Annotated in this window: 15 protein-coding genes; 1 reads left to right on the top strand and 14 read right to left on the bottom strand. The window is 44.2% G+C overall.

The window, feature by feature from the left end; genetic code table 11:
• The first annotated feature begins 29 nt into the window (after positions 1-29).
• Positions 30-902: a YitT family protein gene (locus NST56_RS12585; protein ID WP_010334721.1), complete on the top strand. Its 873-nt coding sequence runs from the start codon at positions 30-32 to the stop codon at positions 900-902.
• Positions 903-945: 43 nt separating this feature from the next.
• On the opposite strand, the gene ypjB is transcribed toward NST56_RS12585, so the two are convergent.
• From ypjB to NST56_RS12655, 14 genes are all read right to left on the bottom strand, one after another.
• Positions 946-1740 (bottom strand): sporulation protein YpjB, encoded by a 795-nt coding sequence (gene ypjB, locus NST56_RS12590; protein ID WP_339176947.1) that lies wholly within the window; start codon positions 1738-1740, stop codon positions 946-948.
• A 68-nt stretch (positions 1741-1808) separates the two neighbouring features.
• Positions 1809-2402 (bottom strand): DUF1405 domain-containing protein, encoded by a 594-nt coding sequence (locus NST56_RS12595; protein ID WP_339176949.1) that lies wholly within the window; start codon positions 2400-2402, stop codon positions 1809-1811.
• Positions 2403-2512: 110 nt separating this feature from the next.
• Complete coding sequence (locus NST56_RS12600) at positions 2513-3280, bottom strand: menaquinol-cytochrome c reductase cytochrome b/c subunit (RefSeq protein WP_010334724.1); 768 nt, start codon at positions 3278-3280, stop codon at positions 2513-2515.
• A gap of 32 nt (positions 3281-3312) precedes the next feature.
• Positions 3313-3987: a menaquinol-cytochrome c reductase cytochrome b subunit gene (qcrB, locus tag NST56_RS12605; RefSeq protein ID WP_003225560.1), complete on the bottom strand. Its 675-nt coding sequence runs from the start codon at positions 3985-3987 to the stop codon at positions 3313-3315.
• 1 nt (position 3988) lies between these two features.
• Positions 3989-4492 (bottom strand): ubiquinol-cytochrome c reductase iron-sulfur subunit, encoded by a 504-nt coding sequence (locus NST56_RS12610; protein ID WP_010334725.1) that lies wholly within the window; start codon positions 4490-4492, stop codon positions 3989-3991.
• Positions 4493-4633: 141 nt separating this feature from the next.
• A complete protein-coding gene (locus tag NST56_RS12615; RefSeq protein WP_229147084.1) occupies positions 4634-5080 on the bottom strand; it encodes a YpiF family protein in 447 nt (148 codons plus the stop codon).
• Between the two features lie 58 nt (positions 5081-5138).
• Complete coding sequence (locus NST56_RS12620; protein ID WP_229147080.1) at positions 5139-5678, bottom strand: ReoY family proteolytic degradation factor; 540 nt, start codon at positions 5676-5678, stop codon at positions 5139-5141.
• A 69-nt stretch (positions 5679-5747) separates the two neighbouring features.
• A complete protein-coding gene (locus NST56_RS12625; protein WP_229147078.1) occupies positions 5748-7019 on the bottom strand; it encodes a tetratricopeptide repeat protein in 1272 nt (423 codons plus the stop codon).
• A 352-nt stretch (positions 7020-7371) separates the two neighbouring features.
• Positions 7372-8658: a 3-phosphoshikimate 1-carboxyvinyltransferase gene (aroA, locus tag NST56_RS12630; protein ID WP_339176953.1), complete on the bottom strand. Its 1287-nt coding sequence runs from the start codon at positions 8656-8658 to the stop codon at positions 7372-7374.
• A gap of 11 nt (positions 8659-8669) precedes the next feature.
• Positions 8670-9785, bottom strand: coding sequence for a prephenate dehydrogenase (locus NST56_RS12635; RefSeq protein WP_029441341.1), 1116 nt, complete (start codon positions 9783-9785; stop codon positions 8670-8672).
• Positions 9786-9832: 47 nt separating this feature from the next.
• The gene (gene hisC, locus NST56_RS12640; RefSeq protein WP_339176955.1) at positions 9833-10915 is read right to left on the bottom strand and encodes a histidinol-phosphate transaminase; all 1083 of its coding nucleotides are present in this window, start codon (positions 10913-10915) and stop codon (positions 9833-9835) included.
• An 11-nt stretch (positions 10916-10926) separates the two neighbouring features.
• A complete protein-coding gene (trpA, locus tag NST56_RS12645) occupies positions 10927-11730 on the bottom strand; it encodes a tryptophan synthase subunit alpha (protein WP_339176957.1) in 804 nt (267 codons plus the stop codon).
• Positions 11723-12925, bottom strand: coding sequence for a tryptophan synthase subunit beta (gene trpB, locus NST56_RS12650; protein WP_339176959.1), 1203 nt, complete (start codon positions 12923-12925; stop codon positions 11723-11725). The genes trpA and trpB overlap by 8 nt, the downstream gene beginning before the upstream one ends.
• The gene (locus NST56_RS12655) at positions 12906-13559 is read right to left on the bottom strand and encodes a phosphoribosylanthranilate isomerase (protein WP_339176960.1); all 654 of its coding nucleotides are present in this window, start codon (positions 13557-13559) and stop codon (positions 12906-12908) included. The genes trpB and NST56_RS12655 overlap by 20 nt, the downstream gene beginning before the upstream one ends.
• Positions 13560-13561: the final 2 nt, after the last annotated feature.

Genomic DNA, 13561 nt, shown 5'->3' on the forward strand with positions numbered 1-13561 from the left:
TCTAATGGAAGGAAAAGGGGTTTTGTGTGATGCTTGGAGAAATTAGATTAAAAAACATAATTTTTATTTTAATCGGTGCAGCAATTTTTTCATTTGGCCTGGTTCATTTTAATATGCAAAACAATCTGGCAGAGGGTGGATTCACGGGAATTACACTATTGCTTTATGCCCTTTTCCATATTAGTCCTTCTATTTCAAACCTGGTTTTGAATATCCCGATCTTTTTTATCGGCTGGCGTTTGCTGGGCAGGACGATGTTTGTATACACACTAGTCGGTACTGTAGCACTGTCTTTATTCCTCAGCATTTTTCAGCGATATGAAATACATATGCCCCTTCAGCATGATCTTGCGCTTGCCGCTTTATTTGCCGGCGTATTCATTGGAGCCGGCTTAGGCATTATTTTTAAGTACGGCGGGACGACGGGCGGGGTTGATATCATTGCCCGTTTGATCAATAAGTATTTTGGGATACCAATGGGCAGAACGATGTTTGCTTTTGATGCTTGCGTGATCATTTTATCATTGCTTACCTACCTCTCTTACAAAGAAGCCATGTACACATTGGTTGCCGTATTTGTGGCGGCACGACTGATTGATTTTACTCAGGAAGGCGGGTATGCAGCTAAAGGTGCAACAATCATCTCTGCGAAAAACGATCAGATTCAGAAGAAGATTCTTGAGGAAATGGAACGGGGCGTTACCATTTTGAAAGGACAGGGATCCTACACGAAAGAGGATCTAGACGTACTGTATTGTGTAGTGCCGAAAAACGAACTGGTCATGCTAAAAAGTGTGATTAACTCCATTGATCCTCATGCCTTTGTCGCGGTCAGCGATGTACACGATGTGCTTGGAGAAGGATTTACACTTGATGAAAATAAAAATCCGCTCCCGCGCTAATGTTTTTTGGATGACAAAAGGCGGCTGCCGCCGCCCCTCTTACTCATTTTGGGTAATCCCGTTTTTTCAGTTTCTTTTTTTCCGCTCTGTATTTTCTGTAACCGACATAAGTAAGTGCAGTAATGATGATACCTCCTGTAGTGATCATCACCCATAACAAAGACGGATCTGCATCATCCTCTTCCACCCTGTCAAATACACTCTTCAGGTCGTTCTGGAGTAGGGATAGCCGTTCAAGCTTCGTACTCTCGGTCATTTGCTGAAATCCCTCTTGCTCGATCACTGCAATATGTTTTCCGACTGTATCAAGCTGATCTTCTGATATATCGATTGTAAGACTTGGATAAATCAAATCATACAAGCTGATAAATTCATTCCACTTTTCATGAAAGCTCGTACTTTCATTTTTTTGGACATCCTGCTTAAGTGCGGCAAAGACCTCCATAATCGGCTTCTCCAGTGACCCCCAAAGGGGATCAGACTGATTGTCAACAGCATCCATCAGCATTCTGAACTGTGCGGCTGCTCTGAGCTTTTGTGTGTCTGATGCATCAGCCTGTTTCAAACTCCGTACCATATCGTTATAGCCCAAAGTAATTTGGCGAATTTGGGCTCCGGTTAACATGCTGTCTTGCTTCTGCTTTTCAGCGGATTTTAATGTTTTTTCAAAATACGATAAGACTTGTAGCGCCTCTTCATATTTCAATTGGCGGGTCATTTGAAAAACCGTATCGGATAAATCATTCAATTCCTTGAGGCTTCCCCGCTCTTCAGCCTTGGCATTCCCATTATAAAAAATAAGAGCTATCAACAAACAGATCGTCAGCTTTCGTTTCATGCAGGTCCCTCCCACTCTCTCTCCTTACAGAATATGAAGGAAAGGACAAGGATAGACCAAGATTGTCTTTACGTCAGTTGAAGCTTTGTTTGCTTTTTCGATATGACAAGATAGAAGGCAAGCCCGATTGAAAAGATACTCAGCCAAAACGTTCCATATCCTATGTCAGTCATATATTCAGAAAGCATGGAGTATTGAGGCATCATCCCAAACAGGTAATCAATGACATCATTATGAAGCATCCAGACCGCAGCTATAACAAGATGCCATAATGAAAACCGAAAATACGGGCTGTACAGCACTCCTTGGACAGCCATTGCAAAATGCGAGGCAATCAGCATATAGCCTTCCCATGGCAAATCCCCCGTGACAGCCAGCACGAGAATATTCATGACGACCGCCCACAAGCCATATTTCACGAGCGTGACTAACGCAAGCGCTTCAAAAAGCGGAGCATTCCGCTTCATGAGAAAGGCCAGCAGCACAAACAAGAAGAAAAACGTTGCTGTCGGACTGTCCGGAACAAAGACGAGGAAACGGGCCGGCGTCTCCAAAAGCTGAGGCAAGTACCAATAGTAGCCGTAAACCGTCCCCAGAAAATTGATGGCTAAGACAAGAATAAGCATCGTTCGCTGTCCTAATACATATTGAAACCATTTCACATCAAATCAACTCTCAGTCTGTAAAAATAATATGTCCATATAAAAAAGCTGACGCCTGGTCAGCTTTTGATAATAAAAGTATATCCTTCCATTTCGCAATTCACAATACGTTATTTTGCGGTTGTTTCGGAAATAAATTTCGCAAGTTCTTCAAGCTGCTTATCATTTCCTTTGAACACACCTGCCGGCATTTGGCCTTTTCCTTCAACGGCGATCTTTTTGATTTCTTCCGGCTTCAGTCCGGTGTCTACCAATGAAGGCCCAGCCGCTCCGCCTTGAAGATTATCCCCGTGACATGAAATACAGCCCTGCTCCTGAAAAATTTTATATCCCTCGGCACTGGTATCGATATCCGCTTCTTTTGTGATTTTCCCCTGCTCCTCCGCCTTTGCCCAATCGTGAGTGGCTACAGACTGCCAAGTCAAAAATACAGCCGCGGAAATAGCTAAGAGCATCATCCCCACAGCCACAGGACGCTTCCAAGGCCTTCTTTCCGTTCCCCTGTCGAGAAATGGCGCCAAAAGCAGAGCACCAAAGGCGATCCCCGGCATAATCATAGCGCCGACCACCGTAAAGCTCCCTGCGGCGTATTCATATTTCAAAAGCTGATATAAGAAAAGAAAATACCAGTCCGGCAGCGGAATATAACCTGTATCAGTCGGGTCCGCCATCCTCTCCAAAGGCGGCTGGTGTACAATCGTCAAAACAAGAAAACCGATCAGAAAGACAGCTCCGACCATCCATTCCTTTAATAAGAAATTTGGCCAGAAGGCTTCTGTTTTACCGGGATACTCTGAGTAATCCTTCGGTATATTCGGCTTTTTCTCAGCCGGTATCCTTGAGTCTCCTACAAATTTCATCCCTTTGCCCCGGTGCATGTCATCCCCTCCCTTTTATTCGCAGATCAAGTTTAAAGCGGTCCTGAAATTCCCTGCTTGCGGATCATAATAAAGTGTGCGGCCATCAATCCAAACAATGCGGCAGGAAGAAAGAATACATGGATCGCAAAAAACCTAGTCAGCGTTTGGGCGCCTACAATATCCGGATGCCCTGCCAGGAGTGTTTTGACTTGCGTCCCGATTAAAGGAGTGGCTTCAGCGATCTGCAGTCCAACTTTTGTGGCAAACAGAGCCTTCATATCCCAAGGAAGCAAGTAGCCTGTAAACCCAAGCCCGAGCATAACAAAAAAGATTAACACACCGACTATCCAGTTCAGTTCCCGCGGCTTTTTATACGCCCCTTGGAAAAAGACCCTTAGCGTATGTAAAAACATCATCACAATGACCAAGCTGGCGCCCCAATGGTGCATCCCCCTGACAATCTGGCCGAATGCGACTTCATTTTGCAAATAATATACCGATTCCCAAGCATTTTTAATATCAGGCACATAATACATCGTTAAAAACATCCCGGACAACACTTGGATAACGGTTACAAAAAACGTCAGTCCCCCAAAGCAGTACACAAACGCAGAGAAATGATGGGCGGGATTCACATGTTCCGGCACTTCGTGATCGGCAATATCCCTCCACATCGGTGTAATATCAAGCCGTTCATCTACCCAGTCATAAATTTTGTTCAGCATGTCACCCTTCCCCCTTAGGCTTTGCTTTTCCAAGATACAGGAAGCCGTCTTTAACTTCTTGCTCGTAATGATCAAGAGGCGCAAGCGGCGGCGTGCCAGGGACATTGGTGCCGTCTTTTTCATAGAGTCCGTAGTGGCAAGGACAGAAAAATTTATTCGGGTTTTTAGGATCGCTGTTCCAGTTCACCGTACACCCCAAATGCTTGCAAATTGGTGAAAGTGCTACAATCTCATCCCCATTTTTGAAAACCCAAGCTGATCTCGATTCTTCCGACTCATACCAGGCATCGACTTGATTAATTTTGAAATCAAAGCGCTGCGGCTCTTTCGTCAGCTCATCTACGCTGACAACCTGAACCATGTCCTGCTTTCCCGTCGATTTTAATACCGGGTCGAGTGCAAAGCGAACCATAGGCATGAGCATACTAGCCGCCATAAACCCCCCTACGCCTGTTAGCGTATAATTTAAAAATTGACGTCTCGATATATCATGTCTTCCGCCCATCTCTTCTCCCCCCTCAAGGTCAACCCTGCAAACTGACTAAAATAGAAAATATTTCATAACTCTAGACACCCTCATAATATATGAATCTCTCAGCAAGGTCAATATAGCCAAAATATTGTTTATGAGGAAATGTAAGTGTTTTTACGAAGCGCTCCATAACTGTAACAAAACGTTCAAAATTTCAGCTGTGCGTTCATCTAATATTTTTCTTTTTAGGGAGTCATTTAAGTGCTCTAACGGTACAGAAGGCGCAACAATAATTTTCCCTAATGACTCTTCGCTTCTCCAATGATCATCAGCTGTCAGCAGTAGAACATGCTGAAAATCTGACTTGACCTCCTCCTGTAAATCTTTCAGCCCTTGAACAGTATTTTCATTTCTATCAACATATGTATAAGCAGGCAATAAATATACCCGTCCTTTTAACTGCCTTTCCAATTCTTCCGCAAGAAGCTGCGTAAATTCGCCTCTCTCTGCCGCTATTTTTATTTGGCTCCCCATTTTTATGTTAATTAATGGTATGACAGCGGTATCAATGTAATCTTTAGATTGTAAGTAGTCCTTGGCATCAGGCATTTTCCACCTCATCAACGTTCTCCCCTTTTTACGACAACAAGCCTTGCATTACGCTGCAAGGCTGGTCATGTTATGTGAGCTGATTCAATTGGCGCGATAATTGTTCAAATGCTACTTTATCATGACGATCAAGCGCATCGTCAATGTCTTTTAATAATTTTTCTCTTTGGAATGTAGAAATGGCGTGCTCCAGGATTTGTTCAGCCAGCCCCTGATCTTTTTTGTTTTCAAACAGATCTTTCGGAATGTGAGGGTTGGACTCCAGCACCGCCGCATACTCAGGAGAACTGTAGGCTGAACGGAAATTAAGCTGGATAAACAAATCCTGCTGTTTATTTAATCTAATATCATGAAAAGATTTTTCCGCGTCGGTTGTCATGACATTCTCTTTATAAAACCGAAACGGAACTTCTTCAACACAATGTGTTGACATTATAATGCCTCTCGGGCAAAATTCTGCCTGTTCCACAAAATGAACCTTTTCCATTAAAGAATCGTGGCTCATTAAGTAGTTCAAGATCCATACGCACTCTCTGCGTTTTAGCTGATAATGGTTTAAAAACCAACGGATAAAATCCTTTTTCTCATTGACAGAAACAGGGGTCTGCATGTAATTCCCTCCTCTATCGATCGTATAATCTATACTTATATGTTCCACATAAGCGGTTAAAATTCCTGCTTATCTCGAAAATTCATCCTCGATCCGCAAGATTATTTCTTCCAGCTCTTCATTTGCTCCGTCTATTTCGAGTACCTTTTTCAATAGCGGCAGCGCTTCTTGTTGAAGGCCTTCTTCTAATAAAAAGGTTGCATATTCGTATAAGAAATCTCTGTCCTCACGATAGTGAAGAAAAGCAGCTTCAAAGGATTGTTTTGCTTCTTCGTACTGCTCTAATTCGGTGTAAGCGCTGGCCAGATACCAATTGTATTTCGGATCTTCTTCCCCGTAGCCGCGCACCTCTTGTATCAGATCAATAATTTGCTCATAATCCTCTTCCTTATGATACACAGCAAGGAGAGTATGAAGTGCTTCGACGAAGCCAGGATCAAGAGCAAGCGCTTCCTGAAGAAGTTGTTTCCCGTCTTCTGATTTCCCGATTTTTAACGCCATCTTTGCGGCATAGAGGAAAAGCTCTTTGTTGTATTCATCATATCTGATACCCTCTTTTGCCGTATTTAATGCCTCTTCATACATCCCTTCAGCCTCATAGCTTTTTGAAAGCGGCATATAAAGTGATGAATAGGATGGATCAAGCTCTTTTAAATCGGACAGCTGTTTAATAGCCGTTTTGATCAGTCCGGCCTGTGAGGCTGTAAATCCATAGCCGAAAATTGTATTAGGGTCAGGATTCTCATCTACAGCTTTCTCATACCACGGAATGGCCTCCTCAAAATCTCCTGATGCACTTAGCGATTCTGCCAGCCTTTGGTGGACATTAACGCCACCGATCTCACTCTGCTCCCCAGCCGTTCTTTTAAAATATTGAACAGCTTTTGCATAGGCTCCTTGCGTAAAGTAAAGCTCGCCTAACGCAAAATCAATGATTGGTTCATTTTCAAGAATAGACTTTGCCTGTAAAAGCTTTTGCTCACTTACTTCGAACAGCCCCTGCATCTGATAAAGATCAGCCATGAGCAGCAGGCTTTCCGGATATGATGGGTCTGATTCCGGGATCGTTTCCAGCACAGCCAGCGCTTTTTCTTCTTCGTCAATATCTATTAAAAGTTCAGCATAAAAATTCGTCAGTTCTGTTTCATTCGGGTATAGATCATGCAAATCACTGATCAGTGAGATCGCTTTCTCTACATTTCCCCACTCGTAATAAAGCTGTGCTGCGATGGCTTTATCTTCATCATGAAGCTGTTTTTCGGCCTTCGAGAGGGTGTTGAGTCCCTTTTCTGTTTCTCCTGCTTCAACTAATTTTATGGCTTCTTGAATTAATGTATTCAAATCGGACCGGTCCTTTCTTTTCCTAACAACATCAACCATACATAAAAGTCTTATTTGTTCAGGGGTTAATCCTATCATAATTCAGGTGAAAAGCCCTCGGCAAATAAGATGCTTACACTGTACGTTAAGGAATTTCTGAGTCTTATTAGTTTATCAAAAGATCCTGCGATAGCAAAATAAAAAAAGGAAGATAGCCCTCTATTACAGTAAAGCAGCCTTTGACCTGCCGACTTGTAAGTAAAGCCCCCTCCCTCTTTTGAATTTTTATATTCCTCTATAAGACAGGCTATGTTTTTTTCCTTCAGTTTATGACTGATAAACAACTCGCACAACAAATCCTGAAGCATAAACTTCAGGATTTGTTTGAAAGCTTATTTAAATGATCAAAGAAGTTTGGATATGACACATGTATGGCGTCGGTCTGTCCGATCTCAATTGGCTCTTCTGTTAAACAGGAAGCTATACCCAGCATCATGCCGATCCGATGATCTCCATGACTGGATACTTTCGCGCCGCCTTTCAGAGTTTGTTTGCCGTATACCTTCATTCCATCTTCGGTCGGTTCAATCTCAGCACCGAGCTTTCGAAGCTCTGAAACAACCGTGTCGATACGGTTCGTTTCTTTCACTTTAAGCTCTGCGGCATCCTTAATAACTGTTGTTCCTTGCGCCTGAGTCGCTAGGAGCGCAATGATAGGTATCTCATCAATCAAGCGCGGAATAATATCTCCGCCAATTTCAACCGCTTTAAGAGATGACGTTTCAATGATCAAATCTCCATAGGGCTCTGCGCTTTCCTCAACAGACGGTATAATTTCAAGCTTTGCCCCCATGTTTTGAAGCACGTCGATGATACCGGTCCGAGTCGGATTTAACCCAACGTTTTTCAGTACAATTCTGCTGTTTGGAATCATTGCGCCAGCTGCAAGGAAAAACGCCGCTGAAGAAATATCTCCGGGAACAAAAATATCTGCAGCCGTAAGCTGCTGGCCGCCTTTTATGGAAACACTTGTCTTGTCCTCTGCCAGTTTCACTCCGAAAGCAGACAGCATCCGTTCAGTATGGTCTCTGGATTTATGAGGCTCGGTGACGGTGGTAGTCCCCTCAGCCTGCAACCCGGCAAGCAAAACAGCCGATTTAATTTGCGCGCTTGCCACAGGTGATACATAGTCAATGCCTTTTAATGTACCGCCGCTTACTGATAGCGGTGTGAATTCTCCGCCGGCTCTGCCGTCAATTTTAGCGCCCATTTGTTTCAGGGGCTCTGTTACACGTTTCATTGGACGCTTCGCAATGCTTTCATCCCCAGCTACCGCGCTGTAAAAAGGACGACCCGCAAGGATCCCGAGCATCAGACGAATCGTTGTTCCTGAATTACCGACGTCTAACAGGCTTTCTGGCTCACGCAGGGAATCAATCCCTTTCCCGTGAATGACTACATCACTGCCGTTACGCTCAATTTGAACACCCATCTTCCTAAAGCAATCGATGGTGCTCAGACAGTCCGCTCCCGGCAGAAAATTTTTAACAGTTGTTGTGCCTTTCGCAAGCGCACCAAACATAACAGAGCGGTGAGAAATGGATTTATCACCGGGTATATGTATTTCTCCGTTTAACGCCTGCACCTTTTCTCTTTTCATTGTTTTCCACCTCAATCAGCATAAAAAGTTTCATATTCCGCCCGGGCTTCTATGCACTGTTCGGCCCGTTTGCGGTCATCATCGGATTGAAAACTGATCCTTAAAATCCCGTTAATATCTTCTCTCGTTTCAATAATGCGGATATTCGTTATACTAATGCGTTCCGCAGCAAGTATAGCCGTTATCTCTGAAATTACACCAGGATGATCCGGCACGTCTACGTATAAATCATAAAATGCCGGTATAGCGCCCTTCTGCCGGAGAGGCAGTCCGTCACGGTAGTCCTTTGCCGTTTTAAAATAATTGAATAGTTTTTCGGCATCCCCATGCTCAACATATGCCCGGATCGTTTCAATTTCACGAGTCCACTCATCAAAACGATCTAAAATCTTATCTTTATTATGTAAAAGAATATCACGCCACATTGCAGGACTGCTTGATGCAATCCGGGTAATATCCCGAAAACCGCCGGCTGCAAACCGCTTCACAAGCGGATAAAGCTCTTCCGAGTGATGGGTCTGATGCACAAGACTGGCTGCAACAATATGCGGAAAATGGCTGATCACGCTCGTTACGCCATCATGCTCTTCAGGTGACATTTCTACAAATTGGGCATTCGTCCCTTGCAGCAAATATTTTAACTGATCAACGGCTTGTCTGTCCGTTTTATGGCCTGGGGTTAAAATATAAAACGCATTTTCAAACAAAAATTCCTTTGCGGCAGCAACTCCTGATTTATGCGAGCCTGCCATTGGATGCCCTCCGACAAATTGGTAGCCGGCAGGCAGCACTTGATCGGCGTAATGAACCACTTTTTGCTTTGTGCTTCCTACGTCAGTAATCAAAAGCGAATGCTTAATTCCTGAATGAGCCAGTTCATCAAGCATAAGCAGCGTTTGCGCAACAGGTGTGGCGATAATAACGGTTGCAGCTTTTTTCGCGCCGTCAATAAACGAATCAGCACTCTCATCTATCACACCTAATTTTAAAGCAGCCACCACCTGCTCATCTGAGATGTCGACCCCAATAATGCGTTTTTCCGGATGTTTTTTTTTGATGGCTAACGCAATAGAACCGCCTATCAATCCGAGACCGGCGAGCAATATTGTATCTTTGATTTGATTCATTCGTCATCACCTGTTCATAGACTAAAGAGGTGATACTTGATCACCTCTTATAAAATTTCAGCTAAAGTTGCAAGAATTTCATCGTTTTGCTCTTTCGTCCCGATCGTAATCCGGAGTGAAGTCGGGAATCCTAATGCATTTCCTGATCGGACTATATAACCTTTTTGCAGCAATGCCTGAAACAACTCATCAGACGGGCGGTTAAAGTCTATTAAAACAAAGTTTGTCTGTGAAGGATAGCACTTTAATCCGTGGGTTTTCGCAAAATCATAATACTGCTGAAGGCCTGCTTGATTTTTCTCGATGCAAGAGGCGATAAATTCTTGATCGTCAAGCGCTGCAATCGCTGCTGCCTGCCCAAGACGGCTGGTGTTAAACGGCTCTCTGGCCGGCTCTATTTGGCGGATCAATTTTTCGTCAGCAATGCCATATCCAACTCTAAGCGCCGCCAGACCGTAAGCCTTTGAAAACGTGCGCAATATCATAAGATTGGGATACGTATTCAAAAGCGGGATGCTTTCCGGGTAATCCTCAGCTGTTACATATTCATAATATGCTTCGTCAAGAACAACGAGGACACGAGAAGGAACACGCTCCAGAAATGAAATCAATTCTCCTTCAGCTGTATAAGTGCCAGTCGGGTTGTTCGGGCTGCAAACCCAAACAACTTGAGTCTGTTCGTCAATCGCTTCAAGCATCGCGTCTAAATCATGAGAGCCGTCAGCACGAAGGGCAATTTCACGAACTTCAGCGCCTTCAATCACCGCATTATGCTTATATTGCGGAAAAGTCGGGGCTGCTGCAATCGTGTTTGTTTTGTCGTTTAAAAAAGCCCGGCATAAAATTTGAATGATTTCATCTGAACCATTGCCGAAAATAAGTGATGTTTCGCTGACATTGAGGTGCTCACTAAGCCTTGTCCGCAAAGCGGCGCTATACCCATCGGGATATAACGCAAGCTGTTGAATTTCATGATGAAGCGCCTCTTTTGCAGCTTCCGAACAGCCATACGGATTTTCGTTTGATGCAAGCTTCACGACTTTATCCAAACCATATTCAGCTTTTACTGCTTCAATTGGTTTACCCGGCTGATAAGGCTTCAGTTGTTTTAAATGTTCTTTGATACGCAAATCCAGTCACCTCATTTTAAACTGTACAAACCGCCAAACATCTTCGCGTAATCTTCAAACTCCTGCACTGCACGATCTCTCGTCTCAATGCTGATGAGCCGATCCTTTAATTCTTCTATCTTTTTGACGAGCGCACTTCCCACTACGACACCGTCGCAGATTTCATTCATCTTGACCACCTGCTCGCGGCTGGAAATACCAAACCCTACAGCAACCGGCACAGAGCTGAGATTCTTCACTGTCCGGATAAATGGATAAGCTGATGAATTGAACTCATTTCGGACACCGGTCACACCTAACGAAGATACACAGTAGACGAAGCCCTCGGCTTGTTCAATAATGGTCTTCAAACGGCTTTCGCTTGTCGGTGCAACTAAAGAAATATACGTTACCTCGTGGGTTTTGCATTCCGCTTGAAGGCTGGCGCTTTCTTCTAAAGGCAGATCCGGAACAAGCAGGCCGTCTATATGATTTTCCCGCAGTAAAGCGAAAAAGTATTCTTTGTTCAATTGTAACACAGGATTATAATACGTAAAGAGGATAATAGGAATATTGACGCCATTTTTTTTCATTTTTCCGCCTAATTCAATCGCCTTTACAATATTCATCCCATTATCAAGCGCCCGTTTTGAAGCCCGCTGAATCACCGGACCGTCTGCCAGCGGATCTGAGTATGCTACACCAATCTCAAGTGCCGTGGCTCCCGCTTTTTGGAGAGACTTAGCCAGTTCGATTGAAACCTCTGGCAACGGATCACCGGCTGTAATAAACGGGATAAACAGCTTTTCCGACTGGTCCTGGTCTATGTTAAACATCCGCTTTCACCTCATCTTCCAATACGTTCATTAATGTGTTGACATCCTTATCTCCTCTTCCTGATAAACAGACGAGGATAGTTTGATCACGGTCCATCTCTTTTGCGATTTTGAATGCCTTCGCTAATGCATGAGCAGATTCGATCGCTGGTAAGATTCCTTCTTTTTCTGACAATAGTTTTAACGCATCTACTGCTTCTTCATCAGTTATGCTATCGTATGTGACACGGCCGCTTTTATGCAAATAGGCGTGCTCCGGACCAATTCCCGGATAGTCAAGCCCTGCTGAAATTGAATAAGGCTCAATAATTTGACCGTACCCGTCTTGAATGAGGTAAGTGAGCGAACCGTGAATCACGCCTATGGTTCCTTTCGTAATGGTAGCGGCATGAAGGGGGGTATCAATTCCTTTCCCTGCCGCTTCAGCACCGATCAGTTCAACATCTTCGTCTAAAAATGCCTGAAACATGCCTATCGCATTACTTCCGCCGCCTACGCAGGCAACGACTTTATCAGGCAGCGTTCCCTCAATATTTTGCAGCTGATCCTTCGCTTCCTCTCCGATCATTTTTTGAAATTCCCGGACAATTTGCGGGTAAGGGTGTGGCCCGACAACCGATCCGATCATGTAAAAATGATCCTCACAATGCTGAACCCAATAGCGGATGGCCTCATTTGTCGCATCCTTCAGTGTCCCGTTTCCGCTTGTAACCGGCACAACCTCCGCTCCAAGAAGCTTCATTCGGAATACGTTCAGAGACTGGCGGGCGACATCCTCCTCACCCATAAATACAATGCAGGAAAAACCAAACTTTGCAGCAACTGTCGCGGCGGCTACCCCGTGCTGCCCGGCACCTGTTTCTGCAATGATTTTCGTTTTGCCCATTTTTTGTGCAAGCAATGCCTGGCCTAAAGCATTGTTGATTTTATGAGAACCTGTATGGTTTAAATCTTCTCTTTTCAAATAAATTTTAGCGCCGCCTAAATGCTCTGTGACCCGATCGGCATATGTTAATGCGGTCGGCCTGCCGGAATATTCCGCTAACAGCTTCTGATATATTTCCCGAAAAGCGGGATCATCCTTTATTTCCTTAAATGCTTTTTCAATTTCTTCTAACGGCTGCATGAGAGTTTCGGGAACAAACTTCCCGCCAAAATCGCCGTATCTGCCTATTTCATTTGGATATGGATACATATTGTTTCATCCTTTCTTCTAAGAGCCTAATCAGGTTGACATCTTTTTGTCCGTTCTTTTCTATTCCGCTGGCAAGATCGACTCCGCCCGGTTTCCATTTCAATAAGTCTGCGATTGTGTCGGGATTCACACCGCCTGCGATAAAGCACCGTTTCCCCGTTTGTTCAGCTTTCTGCTGATATTCCGGCACACACTCCCAAGCAAAAGCCACTCCAGTCCCGCCTCTTGCACCTTTTACAGATGAGTCAATCAAAAAACCGTCTACACAATCGTTAAAGCGATCCATATCCTGAATTGCTGTGCTGTTATGATGGAGCGCCTTCCATATTTCACAATGTGTCAGCAGGCGAAGGGCTTCAGCATCCTTCGGTGTCTCATCACCGTGAAGCTGGATGACGTCTAGTTGCAATTCGTACACTATACGTGCAATCGTTCCCACCGTTTCATTCACAAAAACGCCGACAATCTGTTTTCCGGTGCGAACTTGCCTCAGCCACTTTTTCACATCTGCAGTGGTTACTTTTCGTTTACTGTCAGCAAAAATAAAGCCCAGATAATCTGCCTGTGAATCCGCTGCAAGCCGCAGATCCTGCAGTGACTGTATACCGCAATACTTTAATGCCGGTTTTTTCATTG

The organism is Bacillus sp. FSL R5-0560, assembly GCF_037966305.1.
Taxonomy (GTDB): Bacteria; Bacillota; Bacilli; order Bacillales; family Bacillaceae; genus Bacillus; species Bacillus mojavensis.

Bases quoted from the DNA above. Each gene is read 5' to 3' on its own strand.
- NST56_RS12585 (WP_010334721.1), top strand. From the start codon at position 30: ATGCTTGGAGAAATTAGATTAAAAAACATAATTTTTATTTTAATCGGT.
- ypjB (WP_339176947.1), bottom strand. From the start codon at position 1,740: ATGAAACGAAAGCTGACGATCTGTTTGTTGATAGCTCTTATTTTTTAT.
- NST56_RS12600 (WP_010334724.1), bottom strand. From the start codon at position 3,280: ATGCACCGGGGCAAAGGGATGAAATTTGTAGGAGACTCAAGGATACCG.
- qcrB (WP_003225560.1), bottom strand. From the start codon at position 3,987: ATGCTGAACAAAATTTATGACTGGGTAGATGAACGGCTTGATATTACA.
- NST56_RS12610 (WP_010334725.1), bottom strand. From the start codon at position 4,492: ATGGGCGGAAGACATGATATATCGAGACGTCAATTTTTAAATTATACG.
- NST56_RS12615 (WP_229147084.1), bottom strand. From the start codon at position 5,080: ATGAGGTGGAAAATGCCTGATGCCAAGGACTACTTACAATCTAAAGAT.
- NST56_RS12620 (WP_229147080.1), bottom strand. From the start codon at position 5,678: ATGCAGACCCCTGTTTCTGTCAATGAGAAAAAGGATTTTATCCGTTGG.
- aroA (WP_339176953.1), bottom strand. From the start codon at position 8,658: ATGAAAAGAGAAAAGGTGCAGGCGTTAAACGGAGAAATACATATACCC.
- NST56_RS12635 (WP_029441341.1), bottom strand. From the start codon at position 9,785: ATGAATCAAATCAAAGATACAATATTGCTCGCCGGTCTCGGATTGATA.
- trpA (WP_339176957.1), bottom strand. From the start codon at position 11,730: ATGTTTAACATAGACCAGGACCAGTCGGAAAAGCTGTTTATCCCGTTT.
- trpB (WP_339176959.1), bottom strand. From the start codon at position 12,925: ATGTATCCATATCCAAATGAAATAGGCAGATACGGCGATTTTGGCGGG.
- NST56_RS12655 (WP_339176960.1), bottom strand. From the start codon at position 13,559: ATGAAAAAACCGGCATTAAAGTATTGCGGTATACAGTCACTGCAGGAT.